Origin of the sequence: Enhydrobacter sp. (assembly GCA_025808875.1) — a bacterium.
Taxonomy (GTDB): Bacteria; Pseudomonadota; Alphaproteobacteria; order Reyranellales; family Reyranellaceae; genus Reyranella.
On record CP075528.1, the window covers coordinates 4,448,134 to 4,462,493 of the forward strand.

Below are 14,360 nucleotides of genomic sequence, written 5' to 3' on the forward strand. Positions count from 1 at the left end.
ACGGCGAAGGGAAACGACCATGGCGCTGATTCTCACCTCCTCGAGCTTCAAGGATGGCGGCACGCTCGCCATGGACCACATCCTGTCGGCCGACTACGGCTTCGGCTGCTCGGGCGGCAACAAGAGCCCGCAGCTCGCCTGGAGCGGCGCGCCCGCCGGCACCAAGAGCTTCGCCGTGCATTGCTTCGATCCCGACGCGCCGACCGGCAGCGGCTTCTGGCACTGGGTCGTGGTCAACATCCCGGCCGACGTGGGCGAGCTCGCGCTCGACGCCGGCAACCCGAAGTCGGGCCTGCTGCCGAAGGGCGCCCTGCAGACGCGCACCGATTTCGGCGCGCCGGGCTATGGCGGCCCCTGCCCGCCACCCGGCCACGGCCCGCACCGCTACCAGTTCACTCTGTTCGCCGTGAAGCAGGACAGCCTGCCGGTGCAGGCCGACACCTCGGCTGCCATCGTCGGCTTCAACCTGCACTTCGCCACGCTCGAGAAGGCGACGATCACCGGGACGTTCGGGCGGTAACCCGCCGTCTGCGGGGCATATGGCCAGCAGGTCGCCATATGCCCAAAGGTATCCGCGAAGCGAACGAAGCGGGCCCCGATCGCAAGATGTCGGGGTCGCCGAATAAAATAACGAAAAGAAAACAGGCGCACTGCCAAGGCTTGTGGTTGGTCCGTGCGCCAAGGGAGACCACGCGCAGCATGTCTTGTGACACGAATCAGACAGGATTCCAGCAGCAGCGGAGTTGGCGCCGGCTGCGTGAATCCCGAGTTGCCGCATTTCAGACTTCCGTGACCTACTAGACGCGCGCAACATCGTTACAACCTGACGGTGGTTGACGGGGACGTGAGACGGTCGAAGCGGCGGTCGCCTCCAGATGTTGTGTGAGCGGACGCAGGCAGGTCTGACCGTTCGACCGCACCCGATCGTGGCGCCGGACCACTGCGGGAATTGCGCCCCCCCAAAGCTCTCCCGTTGGCGGGCTCCGCCAAGGCGAGGAGAGGAAGAGCCGAAGGTGAAAAGGCGCATTGAGCGGGCCGCATCTGCGGCCGGATGCTCGACCGCGCGGCTGGAAACGCCCGTCGCCTCCAGGGTGACGCGAATCAGACGGGCTTTTGACGGTAGGCCCCTCGGGCAAGGGACGGGGAATGCGATCGACATGGGCGCACGCTACGCCGGGGCGATCGCAGAATCGAATCTGGTTCACCGGGTCGGTTCGCGGCCTTGATTCTCCACGCGAATTCCGGCGGCGGTGAACCACCTCGATGTCTTCGTACCTGACGGCTTCAGCAGCGCCGCCTCGCGCTGGCCGCGATCACGAATCCACCGAGAAGCCGATCTTTTTCACGATGGGCCCCCAGCGGTCGTGGCTGGTCTTGAGAAGCGTGGCCAGTTCCGCGGGCGTCGAGGACTTGGCCTCGAGTCCCATCACCGCAAGGCCATCGACGACCGCCTTGTCGGCCAGGGCGATGCGCAGGACGGCATTGGCGCGGTCGACCACCGAAGCGGGCGTGCCGCCCGGCGCGAAGAAGCCGAACCATTCGGTGAAGACGAGGTCCTTGTAGCCCTGCTCGGCGAAGGTCGGCACGTTCGGCGCGAAGCGGCTGCGCGCGGCGCCCGAGACGCCGAGGAAGCGGATCTTGCCGGCGTTGGCCTGCTGCGTGAACTCGCCCACCGGAGCCGAGACGGCCTGGACCTGGCCCGCGACGAGGTCCTGAACGGCCGGCGCCGAACCGCGGAAAGGCACGTGCTTCAGCTCGATGCCGGCCGCCTGGCCGAGCAGGACGCCGATGAAGTGCGGCACGGAGCCGGCGGCGGGCGAGCCGTAGTTCGCCTTGTCGGGATTGGCCTTGCACCAGGCGAGGAAGCCGGCGACGTCCTTCACGCTGTCGGGCACGGCCGGACCGACGCAGAAGCCGAAGTCGAACGTGCAGGCGAGCGTGATCGCCGTGACGTCGGTGAAGGCGTTGTAGGCCAGGTTCTTGTAGATGTGCGGATAGATCATCAGCATCGACGCCGGCGTCTGCAGGATGACGCTGCCGTCGGTCGCCGCGCCCTTCATCGCCTGGACGGCGATCTGGCCGCCCGCGCCGGGCTTGTTCTCGACGATGGCGGTCTTGGTGTAGGCCGAGCCCTTGATGCTCTCGGCGACCCGTCGGCAAAGCGTGTCCGATGTCCCGCCCGGCGGGAATCCCGTGACGAAGCGGACACTCTCCAGGGGCTGCGTTCCCTGTGCGGCGGCGCGCCCCGCATGGACTCCAAGCGCCGAAAGGGCGACGACGGCCCCGGATGCACGAACAAGATTGCGACGGCTTTGCTTCATCATGGCTTTTCCTCCCTCGTTTTTCGACAGCTCGACTCGACCGGCTCCTTCCCTTCCGTCCCTGCTCGCCCGTCAGGCGGAGAGCTTCAGGGCACGGACGGCATTCTCCTTCAGGATCAGCGGCTGAACTTCGGGCTTGAAGCCGGCCACCTTGAAGTCATCGATCCAGCGCTCGGGCCGGATCAGCGGATAGTCCGAGCCGAACAGCACCTTGTGACGCAGCTGGCTGTTGGCGTACTGCACGAGCTGCGGCGGAAAGTACTTGGGCGACCAGCCCGAGAGGTCGATGTAGACGTTGGGCTTGTGCAGGCAGATCGACAGTGCCTCGTCCTGCCACGGCCACGACGGATGGGCGAGGATGATGGTCATGTCCGGGAAGTCGACCGCCACGTCGTCGAGATGGATCGGGTTGGAGTATTTCAGCCGCAGGCCGCCGCCACCCGGCATGCCGGTGCCGATGCCCGAGTGGCCGGTGTGGAAGATGGCGGGCAACTTGTGCCCGGCGATGATCTCGTAGAGTGGATAGGCCATGCGGTCGTTGGGGAAGAACCCCTGGACCGTCGGATGGAACTTGAAGCCCTTGATCACTCCGGCCTCGATCAGCCGGCGCGCCTCGCGCAGGCCCATCTTGCCCTTGTGCGGGTCGATGCTGGCGAACGCCAGCATGATATCGGCGTTCTCCCGCGCGGCGTCGGCGACCTCTTCGTTGGGAATGCGGCGGGCGCCGATCTCGGCTTCCGAGTCGACGGTGAACATGATCAAGCCGATCCGCCGCTCGCGGTAGTAGGCGATCGTCTCGGCGATGGTCGGCCGCTTGCCGGCCTTGAAGTACCTGCTCGCCGCCTCGTCGTAGGGCTGCCAGACCTCGTCGTGCGGCTGCCGGCACGACACTTCAGCATGCGTGTGGACGTCGATCGCCACCAGATCGTCGATCTTCATCGCGCCGGCTCCCGGACGGCCCTGCCGCGGCGATCAATGGCGTTTCCGACCATGGCGTCGCCTTCCCCCTCGCGACTTCCTTCCGTTGCTTCGGAAGAATAATAGTTATTGAATATAACTATTATGCCGTGGTCAATGGCCGTGTCGGTGACACAAGGGACCCGGTCGCACCTGCGAAGGACGGAGAGGAACGAATTGCCCGCTGCCAAACGACGGGAGAAAGGTGCGGCGACCGGAGATGCCATCGATCTGGGGCCGCTCGACGACAGCGTCGGCTATCTGTTGCGGCGCGCCCAGATGGCGGTCTTCCAGCGCTTCTTCGACCTGTTTGCGGCATTCGACATCCGCCCCGCCCAGTACTCCGCGCTGACAGTGATCGACCGCAATCCCGGACTGAGCCAGACCCGGCTGGCCGATACCCTCGGCATCAAGAAAGCCAATCTCGTAGCGATCATCGACACGCTCGAGGCGCGCGGCCTTGCCCGCCGCAGATCGGCCGAGAGCGATCGGCGGTCGCACGCGCTCTACCTGACGCCAAGAGGGACTGCACTCGTCGCCCGGCTGCACCGCCTGGACGCCGCTCTCGACCGGAGCATGTCGCGGACGACGAGTGAGGAGGAGCGCCGGCACCTGTGCGACGCCTTGCGACGGATCGGCTCCCAATAGGCTACCACGCCGTTCGCGGACGCCGGGCGACCGCACGCGCATACTGGATCGGCCACACACTTCCCGAATCGAGCTCTTCCGCCGCCCGTTGCGGCCAATAGGGATCGCGCAGCAGCGCTCTCGCCAGGAAGACGAGGTCGGCGTTGCCAGCGGACAGAATGTCCTCGGCCTGCCGCGCCTCGGTGATAAGACCGACAGCCCCGTCAGGCGCGAGTCAGAGCTGCGGGAAGACGCGCGGCCACAGCGGTGTCGGCGGCGGCACGGGATACCAGCCCGGTCGTTGCGGACGGGAGCCCGCCGCGATGGCGCGCTCGATCGTCGCGACGAGCTCGTCCCCCGTTACCGGTTTGGCGATCGCGGGCGCGAACACATGGTGCCGCGGGATCGCGTCCCGCGAGGCACCCGTGAGCCACACGACGGGAACGCCGCCCTCCGACAGACGGTCGGCGACGATCGCACCGCCGCCCGCCAGATCGGCGTCGAGCACGGCGGCATCGAGCGGCCCCCGGCGGACGAACCGCTCGAGGTCGGCGACGGAAGCCGCCGGCCCGACGGCGAGATAGCCCGCGCCGCGCAGGATGCGCTGGATGTCGAGCGCCAGCGGCGCGTCGTCCGTCACGATGAGGACGCGACCGCGCGGCGGTTCGTCGGCCAGGGCGGGCTGGAACCGTTGCCGCTCCGGCGCCCCGGCGGCCGCGACGCGCGGCACCACCGACAGGCGACCGTTGCGGCGAAATGAATGAAAAGGTGGCAGCGGCACCTCCGGCGCGGGGCCGGGCAGGGAAGCAGCTGACCCGGTCGTCATGCGTTACCTCCTCGCAATTCTGGTGAATCCGGGCGACCGAGGGAGGGCGCCGCAACGCGCGGCGCCCTCCGCTGCGGTCCTGGCGTTACTGCTGCGTGATCGTCCGCGGCTCGGCGGCAGCCTCGATGCGGATGGCCCGCGCCTTCTTCTCCTCCGGGATCTCGCGCTTCAGCTCGATCGTCAGCAGGCCGTTGGCGAGCTTCGCGCCCGTCACCTTGACGTGGTCGGCGAGCTGGAAGCGGCGCTCGAAATCGCGCCCGGCGATGCCGCGATAGAGATACTCGGTGTGGTCGGACGAGGGCTGGGCCTTGCCGGTGACCAGGAGCTCGCCCTCCTTCTGGGTCACGTTCAGCTCGGCCTCGGCGAAGCCCGCCACCGCCATGACGATCCGGTAGGAATCGTCGCCCGCCCGCTCGATGTTATAGGGCGGATAGCCGGCACCGTTGCCGGTCTGGCTGGCCACGGAATCGAGCAGGTCGAAGACCCGGTCGAAGCCGACGGTGGCACGGTAGAAGGGTGCGAAATCGAAGTCGGTACGCATTGTCATCCTCCTGTGAGCGATGGGTTGCGATGCGGCCCCCGAAGGGCGTCCGCCGGGCGGCACCGCACGATGCCGCCACGATCGTGCGATCTAGGAGCCGTCGATGGCCCGTCAAGGGGTCCCGGCCCCCGACGCGCCCGGACGGCAAAAATTTTTGCGGCAAAACCTTGACGGCGCCCCGCCGAATTTCCAGATAGCCGGCCGCCCGGTCGCGCGAGCGGCCGGGCCCACATGACCATTGTTCTGCACCCGGAGGATTTGCATGCACTTCCGCCCGCTGCACGACCGTGTCGTCGTGCGCCGCATCGAGGCCGACGAGAAGACCGCCGGCGGCATCATCATTCCCGACACCGCCAAGGAAAAGCCGATGGAGGGCGAGGTCGTCGCCGCCGGACCGGGCCCCCGCGACGACAGCGGAAAGCTCGTCCCGCTCGACGTCAGGAAGGGCGACCGCATCCTGTTCGGCAAATGGTCGGGCACCGAGGTCAGGATCGACGGCGAGGAGTTCCTGATCATGAAGGAAAGCGACGTCATGGGCGTGCTCGACAAGAAGCCGTCGCTGCGCCGCGCCGCCTGACGCATCGGACTTTGCCGTCAACCAGCCCCACGGAAGGAGGAAAGGGCCAATGTCTGCCAAGGAAGTGAAGTTCTCGACCGAAGCGCGCACGAAGATGCTGCGCGGCGTCGACACGCTGGCCGATGCCGTCAAGGTGACGCTCGGCCCCAAGGGCCGCAACGTGGTGATCGAGAAGAGCTTCGGCGCGCCGCGCATCACCAAGGACGGCGTCACCGTCGCCAAGGAGATCGAGCTCGCCGACAAGTTCGAGAACATGGGCGCGCAGATGGTGCGCGAGGTCGCCAGCAAGACCAACGACCTGGCCGGCGACGGCACCACCACCGCGACCGTGCTCGCCCAGGCGATCGTCAAGGAAGGCGCGAAGGCCGTGGCCGCCGGCATGAACCCGATGGATCTCAAGCGCGGCATCGACCTCGCCGTCGAGGCGGTCGTGGCGGATCTCAAGTCGCATGCCCGCAAGGTGACGAGGAACGACGAGATCGCCCAGGTCGGCACCATCTCGGCCAACGGCGACACCGAGATCGGCCGCCATCTCGCCGAGGCCATGGAGAAGGTCGGCAACGACGGCGTGATCACCGTCGAGGAGGCGAAGTCCCTGTCGACCGAGCTCGAGGTCGTGGAGGGCATGCAGTTCGATCGCGGCTTCGTATCGCCCTACTTCGTGACCAACGCCGACAAGATGCGGGTCGAGCTCGAGGATCCCTACGTCCTGATCCACGAGAAGAAGCTCACCGGCCTGCAGGCCCTGCTGCCGGTGCTCGAGGCGGTCGTGCAGACCGGCAAGCCGCTGCTGATCGTGGCCGAGGAGATCGAGGGCGAGGCGCTGGCCACCCTGGTCGTCAACAAGCTGCGCGGCGGGCTCAAGGTCGCCGCCGTCAAGGCGCCGGGCTTCGGCGATCGACGCAAGGCGATGCTGGAGGACATCGCCATCCTGACCGGCGGCACGGCCATCTCCGAGGATCTCGGCATCAAGCTCGAGAACGTGACGCTGCAGATGCTTGGCCGCGCCAGGAAGGCGATGATCGACAAGGACAACACCACCATCGTCGAGGGCGCCGGCGCCCGGACGGACATCCAGGGCCGCATCGCCCAGATCAAGGCGCAGATCGAGGAGACGACCTCGGACTACGACCGCGAGAAGCTGCAGGAGCGGCTGGCCAAGCTGGCGGGCGGCGTCGCGGTGATCCGCGTCGGCGGCGCCACCGAGGTCGAGGTCAAGGAGAAGAAGGACCGCGTCGACGACGCCCTGCACGCCACGCGGGCGGCGGTCGAGGAAGGCATCCTGCCGGGCGGCGGCGTGGCGCTGCTGCGCGCGACCCGGGCGCTCGGCGGGATCGCGACCGCCAACGACGACCAGAAGGCCGGCATCGAGATCGTGCGCCGCGCCATCCAGGTGCCGGCGCGGCAGATCGCCCTCAACGCCGGCGAGGACGGCTCGCTGGTCGTCGGCCGGCTGCTCGAGAAGGAGGAGTATGGCTGGGGCTACAATGCCGCGACCGGGGCTTACCAGGATCTCGTCGCCGCCGGCGTGATCGACCCCGCCAAGGTGGTGCGGACGGCGCTGCAGGACGCCGCGTCGGTCGCCTCGCTGCTGATCACCACGGAGGCCCTCGTCGCCGAGGCGCCGAAACCGGCGGCCACAACGCCGGGCGGCGCCGCGGGAGCGGGCTTCTGACACTGGGGGGCCGGGGGCACCCGCGCGAGCGGGGCCCCCGCTTGCCCGGAGATCGATCATGCAGGGATTGCCGCATCTCCTGTTCGGCTTCTTCGGCTCGCTGATGCTGGCGCTCGGCCTCGTGCTGCTCGGCGCCAGCGTGCTGCCGGCCTGGCACCACAGCCGCGCCCTTCCCGAGACGGCCCACACCTTCGAGCGGCCGCCCGCCAGCCAGAGCTACCGGGACGCCGGCTCGTCGTACTGGTTCGGGCGGCCTCAATAGGCCTTGCCGGTCGGGTAGACGTCGAACCGGGGCACGACGGGATCGAAATGGTCCCACGGCTGGGCGCTGCGGGCGAAGATGTTGGCCTCGGGCCTGAACCAGCCCGGATCGTCGAAGGTGCAGACGCGCACGCCGACGATATCGGGCCGGGTCGAGACCTGGACGTAGAGCGGCGTGCCGCAATCGCCGCAGAAGGCGCGCGTGATCTCGTTGCCCGAATCGGCGCGGGCGACGTAGCGCCGAGGCTCGCCGCGCAGCAGCCGCAAGCCGGCCGAGGCCACGCGCACCGCCGCGACATGCGGCGCACCGCTGGCGCGCTGGCAATCGCGGCAATGGCACTGCAGCGAGAATTGCGGCTCGCCCTCGCATTCGTAGCGCACCGCGCCGCACAGGCAGCCGCCGGATCGGATGGGCATGGGAGTCCTCCGGGTTCGACATTTGGCAACGGAGTCTTTACCAGCCGAGCGCGTCCGTCGAGGAGCACTCCCCGACGCTGCGAGCCCGATCTCGCGGCTGGATTTGCCGCCAGTCGTCCCTCAGCAGGGCTTCACGTTGGTGGCGTTCTGGCTGGTGCGGAAGTTGAAGCCGGTACAATGTCCGCGGCAGTAGCCGCCGATCTGGAAGCGCTCGCCGGTGGCCGACCGGCGCCACTGTCCGTGCAGCTGGGCTTGCGCGTCCAGCCAGCGTTCGTGCTCGTTCCTCCCCACGGCATGGGGGGCGTTCAGCGACCAGCATGCCATCCGCGGTGCCGCCTGGGGGGCCGGCGTGCGCGCGAGCTGCGTCTGGCGGCGCTCGACCTCGGCCAGGGTCCGGTTGATGCCCTCGACAATGGCCTTGTCGTTTGCGATGGATTGGCGACGGCGCGCCGATGAGCCCGGCTTGAAGCATTGCGGGTGGGCGTCCTGGTTGCTGGCGATCCGGGAGCGAATCGCCATCGCGGCGTTCACGAGTTCCCGTCGGCGCTCCAGGCTCTGACGCATCTGCGCCAACTCGCCGGCCGTCAGTGCCCGGCCGGATGCGGCCTGGACCAGACCGTCGAATCGCCGCATCTCGGCGTTGGCCGCATCGGCGAGGCTGTTTACGCGCGGATTGTCGGCTTGGTAGCTGGCGTGCGCTGCGGCGCAGGGGGACGCCTGCGCCCTGGCCGAAGTCGCGGGCATGCCGGCCGCGAGCAAGGCGGCCGATGCCAGGAGAACGGGCCTTGCCCGCCATCGATCGAAGGCTCCGCGCGCGGCTGCGAGCCAGCCCGTCACGGGCAGCATCTCGATCATTCTCTTCTCCGTCCTGGGAACGACGACCGCAGCCGAGGCGCGCGTTCGATCCTTCCACCCGCAGTGCTTGCCGGGATGATGTCGCCGCTCGCACGGTCGATCGATTAGAACAGGCGTACTATTGACCGGGCGGCTCCCCGGCAGCGGCGCGGGTCAGAAAGCGCGCGCCGGCAAATCGGCCTCGCTGCGCTCGGCGATCCATTCGCGGTCCAGCCGTGCCGCAAGGTTGTCCTTCTGCCGCTTCAGGGAGCGCAGAAAGAACCCCACCTCGAACACGCATTTCACACCCAATAACACCCAATTATACCCGACTTTCGCCCTGTGCGACCGGGCACGGACCGGAACCCCGCCGGTCCTCGGACCGTTGGCCATCTTCAGGACAGAAAGAAGACAGTATGATCGGCTAGCGAGGGTTTCCGAACATCGTGGTTGGAGGAATGGAGATGTCGAGGCTCTTTCCGAGGCTGCTGCTCGTCGCCGGCATCGGCATGGTCGGCGCGGCGTGCCAGGACGACGGCCATGCCGCGCCGCGCGGCTATTATCAGCCGGCACCGGTCGGCTACACCTACGGCCCCGCCCCTGCCTACGGCTACTCGCCGCCGGCGCCGTACTCCTACGCCAATCCGCGGGCGAACTACGGCTGGTACAACCAGCCCGCCGGCCGGGGCTACACCATGGTGACGGTGACGAACCGCGGCCAGCACGGGAATCGCGACGACGTCGTCCAGCAGCGGGTCGCCTGCGGGAGCCAGTATTTCGACGGCTACAATCAACGCATCGCGCGGTGCTGATCGCGCCATGCGCCGCCTCCGCCGGTCAGGGGGCGTCGAAACGATGGAAGGCTGACCTGGAACGATGACGGCCGCCCTGCGTACATCAACGCTCACGGCACTGTACTATCCAATCAGGTTGGACTTGCGCGCCTCTGCCATCAGCTGATCGCGAAACGATGGATGAGCGAGGCCGATCAAGCCCATCGCCCTCTCGTCCGACGACTTGCCACGCAAGTCGAAGGCACCGAACTCGGTGACGATATATTGGGTTTCGATTCGCGGATCCGTCGCCGGGCCCTGGAGATGCGACACGATCCGGGAGACCTTGCCGTGGGCGGCCGTGGAGGGCGACGCAATGATGCTCTTGCCTCCGCGTGAGTATCCGGCGCCGCGAACGAAATCGAGCTGGCCCCCGACGGCGCTGAACTGGTGATGGTTCAGGAACTCGGCGTTGACCTGGCCCGTCAGGTCGATCTCGATCATCGCATTGACGGAAATGACGTTGTCGTTCTGTCCGATCACCCTGGGATCGTTGACGTAGTCGGCCGGCCAGCACTCCATGGTCGGATTGTCATTCATCATGTCGTACATCCGACGCGAGCCCATGGCGACATTGAACACGGTCTTGCCCGGATTGGTGGTCTTGAAGCGGTTGCTCACGGCGCCACAGGCAATGAGCTCGGCGATACCATCGCTCAGCAGCTCGGTATGCACACCCAGGTCCTTGTGATCGGTCAGACGGCTCGCCACGATGTTGGGAACGCCGCCGATGCCGAATTGAACGCAGGCCCGATCGGGAACCATCGGCAAGATGATCGCGGCGATCGCTTCGTCGTCCGGGCCGGCCTTCGGGTTGGCGAGGGTCGGCACATCGGCGCTTCCCTCGACGATTGCATGCACGTCGCTGACATGCAGCAATCCACCTCCGAAAGTGCGCGGCAGACCGGGATTGACCTCCACGACGATCTTGCCGGCCCTTTCCAGGGCGGCCATCGAATAGGCGCCCGTGAGGCCGAGGCTGAAATAGCCCGCACGGTCCATCGCCGAGACCTGCACCGGGAATACGTCGATCTGAGGCTCGGCCCGGATGGCACGCGGCGTGTCGCTGAAGGCGATGGGAATGAAATGGACGAGCTTGCGACCGGGGGATGCCGCGACCAATGCCCGCTCGGCAGGCCCCATGTAGAACGGTCGAGGTTTCAGGACGTCGCAGTACTCGGCCTTGAGCAGCGCGGCACCCGTCTGCTCGGTGGCATGCATGTAGACCAGCCTGACCTCGTCGAACGCCCCGGCGGCGATCGCCCTGCCCAGGGCGGAGACGAGGCCCGGCGGCTGCGCGGCGAAGAAGCCGAGCACGATCGTGGTCTTGCGCGGCCATCCTTTCACGGCCTCGTCGGCCGTGGTCAGCTTGCTTCTGTAGAGATCCAAGATGCTCGTCATGTCAGTAGTCCGCCGCCTGGTATGGACCGAGGCCGCGCTTGTAGATCAGGAACACGCGCTTGAAGCTGCAGACAACGTCGCCATTCTCACCGTAGGCCGTTGTGTCGGCGTGCACGATCCCCTGGGTCGGTCGATGTTCGGACGCCCGCTTGTCGCCGATGACCGAAACCGCCCTGATACTTTCGCCGAGCCCGACGGGACGCGGAAGCCGTATGTCCGTCCATCCGAGGTTGGCCACGACGCGACCGAACGTACGCGTGGTCAAGGCGGTCACAGTACCCAGGACGAACGGCTCGAAAATCTCCACCGAGCGCCCGAGCACCGACTTCGCGTAGTGGGGATCGGAATACCGCGGATTGATCTCGAGCGAGCGCAGGGCATGCGAGACGCTCTCCGCCAGACCGAATGCCTTCGACGGCCAATGTTCGAACGTCTCGCCTTCGACGAAATCCTCGAAATAGAGGCCGGTCTGCTCCACCAGCGTGCCGTCGGGCTTTGCATGATACAGACGGAAGCGCTCCTCTTGCGCGGGCGCACCGGGAAGCCTGTCCTCGGGGTGCCGGCCGTCCCTGTAGATTTCGAGGTGATACTTTATCCGCGCGACCACGTCGCCACGCTGATTGACGCCCTCCGTCTGCAACATGAGCGTTCCGGTATCGGCAGAGCCTCCCGCGGCCGTTCCGAGGACGCGTGTTCGCGCATAGAGCGTGTCGCCTCCGAACACCGGATGAGTCATGGCCACTTCCTCGATGCCGGTCAGGCTGAGCCGCCGGTAGAAGGTGCGCGAGGTCATGCCGAGCAGACGCTGAAGCGTCAGAGTGCTAACGCCGAGATTGCGCTTCCACTCCGTCTGCTCGGCATAGTGCAGGTCGTAGTGGAGCTGGGCGTTGTTCAGCGTGTCGAGCGCCTCTTCGAGATTGTCCTGCTGAGTGACGGTGACACCCGGGCGATGCTCGAAGACCTGGCCCACGGAGAACTCTTCAAACGCCAATCCGAAACGCTCGCGATAGCGGTTCTCGGCGAGCTGCACATAGCCGGCTTGTCCGATCATCTGTCGCCTCCCGTCACTTGGCGGCGGCAAGGCGAACGGTCCGCAGCGCCGCCTTCCAGACCGGTACATCGACCATCTTGCCGTCGACCTGGCAGGCCGCGCCCTTGGCCGAGGCGTAGGCCTCGACGATCCTCTTCGCACGAGCCAGCTCATCGGGCGTCGGAGCGAAGACCGACTTGATCGGCTCGACCTGCGAGGGATGAATCGCGAGCTTGCAACTGAAGCCGAGCCTCTTCGCGGCGGCGGCTTCCGACTTCAAGCCGTCACCGTCGTGAATATCGAGGAAAGGGACGTCAAAGGCCGGCAGGCCACGGGAAGCCGCAGCCTGGCAAATGCGGCTGCGCGCCCACAACATGGGCTCCCAGGCCAGTTCCGCATGCAGGTCGGCAGCGAGGTCGGCACCGCCGAAGACCATTGCCGCCACGTGCGGATGCGCGGCGATCGCCGCGGCCTGCTCCAGGCCAAGTCCTGTCTCGATCAAGGCAAGCACGGACGGCGAGGAAAGGCCCAGATGCCGTGAGGCAATTTCGACTTCGTGGGGCGACTCGACCTTCGGCAGCATCACCGCGTCGAATCTCGCACCTTGCCCCGCCAGGGCCTGCAGGTCCGCCAGCCCGGCCATGGTCGTGATGTGGTTCAGTCGAACGCACCAGAGGAAGCCGCCCGACGTCGTCCGCGGCTGCTCGATGACGGTGAGCAGGTTCTTTCGTGCCGCATCCTTCGCGTCGAGCGCGACCCCGTCCTCGAGGTCGATGACAAGTCCATCCGCGCCACTCTTGGCCGCTTTGGCGACATACTCCAGATGCGTGGCCGGCGTGAACAACAGCACGCGCACCAGATCGACGTCGGCGGCCATGACTTCTCCCTTTCCTGCCAAGGTATCGTACAGGACTTCCCCAACGAAGAGCTATTGCGACACGCAGGGCGGGGGCGCAGCAGCTTTACGCGAATCGAAGTCGGACCCTGGATCGAAGGCAGGCGCATCACTCTCGCCATCCGACGCGAATCTGACGGGGATCTGACGGCAACTCCGCCGGCCCGGCCCAGATGGTGTGGGGGTCATTGCCGGGAGCGTGCGACTCGAGTGGCGCGCCCCAACCTTGAAGAACCCCCGGCGGGAGCCTCGCTCCAGGGGTAACGAACGAACCCGCGTCTCGTTTTCCGGTTGCGCGATGTTTCCCGAAAACGGCGGAAAACGGCAGTGGCTCCGGCTTTACGTAAACGGACGTCGGACTCAGGATCGAAGACAGGCGCACACATGCGCACGAGACTACGGGCTTCGCACGTGGCGTTCCAATCTGGTCGACGATTCGCGAATCGCCCCTTGATTCGTCACGACAATGTCCGCGCTGCTTGACCACGCGGGCCTGAACGGAAAGCGGGCATCGTCGTTCTCATGCGCGGACGCTACGCGCGGCGCCTGGCGATTTCCAATCCGGTCCACCGGGTCGCAATCGCCCGTTGATTCTCAACGTGAATTCCGAGGGCGGTGAACCACTTGCGATCTAGTAGTATTTGCGCGACCGGGCCTCCCGGCGACCTCCTGACCGGAAAGGATCGTCCTCATGACCCTCACCCTCGCGGATGCCAATCGAATCATCGCAGGCGCCATCGAGAAGGCAAACCAGATCGGCGCCAAGATGAACATCGCCGTGTGCGACGCGGGCGGACGGCTTCTCGCCTTCCAGCGCATGGACGGCGCCATGTGGGCCGGCTCCTTCGGCAGCCAGGGCAAGGCCATCGCCTCGGCCGCCTTCGGACGCCCGAGCGGCGATCTGACGCCGCGCGCCGACCATCCGACCCTGCGCGGCATCGCCGCGGCCGAAGGCAACCACATGTTCTACGGCCAGGGCGCCGTGCCGATCTTCCGCCAGGGTGTGCTGATCGGCGCCTGCGGCGTTGGCGGGGGGACTGCGCAGGAAGACGAGGATTGCGCGCGTGCGGGGGTTGAGAAGCTCTGAACCACGTATGAGCGTCAGCGCGTCGCCGGTGAACACGACCGGCGCGCGCCGCTACTCGCATAGTCACTCTTACCGCTT

General features: G+C 66.9%; 18 protein-coding genes. 7 read left to right on the plus strand and 11 right to left on the minus strand.

The genetic code is table 11. The features are described from left to right. The first annotated feature begins 19 nt into the window (after window positions 1–19). Complete coding sequence (locus KIT25_22085; GenBank protein UYN94682.1) at window positions 20–520, plus strand: YbhB/YbcL family Raf kinase inhibitor-like protein; 501 nt, start codon at window positions 20–22, stop codon at window positions 518–520. Window positions 521–1,313: 793 nt separating this feature from the next. Here KIT25_22085 and KIT25_22090 read toward each other — a convergent pair. Next, window positions 1,314–2,324, minus strand: a complete 1,011-nt coding sequence (locus tag KIT25_22090; protein UYN94683.1) for a Bug family tripartite tricarboxylate transporter substrate binding protein — start codon at window positions 2,322–2,324, stop codon at window positions 1,314–1,316. A 69-nt stretch (window positions 2,325–2,393) separates the two neighbouring features. After that, on the minus strand, window positions 2,394–3,260 hold the full coding sequence (locus tag KIT25_22095; GenBank protein ID UYN94684.1) for an amidohydrolase: 867 nt from the start codon (window positions 3,258–3,260) through the stop codon (window positions 2,394–2,396). A 135-nt stretch (window positions 3,261–3,395) separates the two neighbouring features. Between KIT25_22095 and KIT25_22100 the strand changes: the two genes are divergently transcribed. Then, complete coding sequence (locus KIT25_22100) at window positions 3,396–3,926, plus strand: MarR family transcriptional regulator (protein ID UYN94685.1); 531 nt, start codon at window positions 3,396–3,398, stop codon at window positions 3,924–3,926. Between the two features lies 1 nt (window position 3,927). Here KIT25_22100 and KIT25_22105 read toward each other — a convergent pair whose 3' ends face one another. From KIT25_22105 to KIT25_22115, 3 genes are all read right to left on the minus strand, one after another. Beyond that, window positions 3,928–4,113 carry a hypothetical protein gene (locus KIT25_22105; GenBank protein UYN98024.1) on the minus strand — a complete coding sequence of 62 codons (186 nt, stop codon included), beginning with the start codon at window positions 4,111–4,113 and terminating at the stop codon, window positions 3,928–3,930. A 27-nt stretch (window positions 4,114–4,140) separates the two neighbouring features. After that, on the minus strand, window positions 4,141–4,731 hold the full coding sequence (locus tag KIT25_22110) for a hypothetical protein (protein ID UYN94686.1): 591 nt from the start codon (window positions 4,729–4,731) through the stop codon (window positions 4,141–4,143). An 85-nt stretch (window positions 4,732–4,816) separates the two neighbouring features. Further along, the gene (locus KIT25_22115) at window positions 4,817–5,272 is read right to left on the minus strand and encodes an Hsp20 family protein (GenBank protein ID UYN94687.1); all 456 of its coding nucleotides are present in this window, start codon (window positions 5,270–5,272) and stop codon (window positions 4,817–4,819) included. Window positions 5,273–5,534: 262 nt separating this feature from the next. Between KIT25_22115 and KIT25_22120 the strand changes: the two genes are divergently transcribed. From KIT25_22120 to KIT25_22130, 3 genes are read left to right on the plus strand one after another with little or no spacing between them, the layout of a single operon-like run. Continuing rightward, a complete protein-coding gene (locus KIT25_22120) occupies window positions 5,535–5,849 on the plus strand; it encodes a co-chaperone GroES (GenBank protein ID UYN94688.1) in 315 nt (104 codons plus the stop codon). Window positions 5,850–5,898: 49 nt separating this feature from the next. Next, the gene (gene groL / locus KIT25_22125) at window positions 5,899–7,524 is read left to right on the plus strand and encodes a chaperonin GroEL (protein ID UYN94689.1); all 1,626 of its coding nucleotides are present in this window, start codon (window positions 5,899–5,901) and stop codon (window positions 7,522–7,524) included. Window positions 7,525–7,582: 58 nt separating this feature from the next. Further along, complete coding sequence (locus KIT25_22130) at window positions 7,583–7,786, plus strand: hypothetical protein (protein UYN94690.1); 204 nt, start codon at window positions 7,583–7,585, stop codon at window positions 7,784–7,786. Here the strand turns inward: KIT25_22130 and KIT25_22135 are convergent. The 3 genes from KIT25_22135 to KIT25_22145 form a co-directional block, all read right to left on the minus strand. After that, the gene (locus KIT25_22135) at window positions 7,780–8,202 is read right to left on the minus strand and encodes a GFA family protein (GenBank protein ID UYN94691.1); all 423 of its coding nucleotides are present in this window, start codon (window positions 8,200–8,202) and stop codon (window positions 7,780–7,782) included. The genes KIT25_22130 and KIT25_22135 overlap by 7 nt on opposite strands. A gap of 120 nt (window positions 8,203–8,322) precedes the next feature. Then, window positions 8,323–9,057 carry a hypothetical protein gene (locus KIT25_22140; GenBank protein UYN94692.1) on the minus strand — a complete coding sequence of 245 codons (735 nt, stop codon included), beginning with the start codon at window positions 9,055–9,057 and terminating at the stop codon, window positions 8,323–8,325. Window positions 9,058–9,210: 153 nt separating this feature from the next. Further along, window positions 9,211–9,348, minus strand: coding sequence for a hypothetical protein (locus KIT25_22145; protein UYN94693.1), 138 nt, complete (start codon window positions 9,346–9,348; stop codon window positions 9,211–9,213). Between the two features lie 152 nt (window positions 9,349–9,500). On the opposite strand from KIT25_22145, the gene KIT25_22150 reads away from it, so the two are divergent. Continuing rightward, a complete protein-coding gene (locus KIT25_22150) occupies window positions 9,501–9,848 on the plus strand; it encodes a hypothetical protein (protein UYN94694.1) in 348 nt (115 codons plus the stop codon). Between the two features lie 105 nt (window positions 9,849–9,953). On the opposite strand, the gene KIT25_22155 is transcribed toward KIT25_22150, so the two are convergent. Genes KIT25_22155 through KIT25_22165 form a run of 3 tightly spaced genes read right to left on the minus strand, consistent with a single transcriptional unit; the run spans window position 9,954 to window position 13,177 of the window. Next, entirely contained in the window at window positions 9,954–11,270 is a 1,317-nt protein-coding gene (locus tag KIT25_22155) for an acetyl-CoA hydrolase/transferase family protein (GenBank protein UYN94695.1), read from the minus strand. Window position 11,271: 1 nt separating this feature from the next. Further along, the gene (locus tag KIT25_22160) at window positions 11,272–12,321 is read right to left on the minus strand and encodes a MaoC family dehydratase (GenBank protein UYN94696.1); all 1,050 of its coding nucleotides are present in this window, start codon (window positions 12,319–12,321) and stop codon (window positions 11,272–11,274) included. Between the two features lie 13 nt (window positions 12,322–12,334). Continuing rightward, window positions 12,335–13,177, minus strand: a complete 843-nt coding sequence (locus KIT25_22165) for a CoA ester lyase (protein ID UYN94697.1) — start codon at window positions 13,175–13,177, stop codon at window positions 12,335–12,337. A gap of 709 nt (window positions 13,178–13,886) precedes the next feature. Here KIT25_22165 and KIT25_22170 point away from each other — a divergent pair. Further along, entirely contained in the window at window positions 13,887–14,282 is a 396-nt protein-coding gene (locus KIT25_22170) for a heme-binding protein (protein UYN94698.1), read from the plus strand. The last annotated feature ends 78 nt before the right edge of the window (window positions 14,283–14,360 follow it).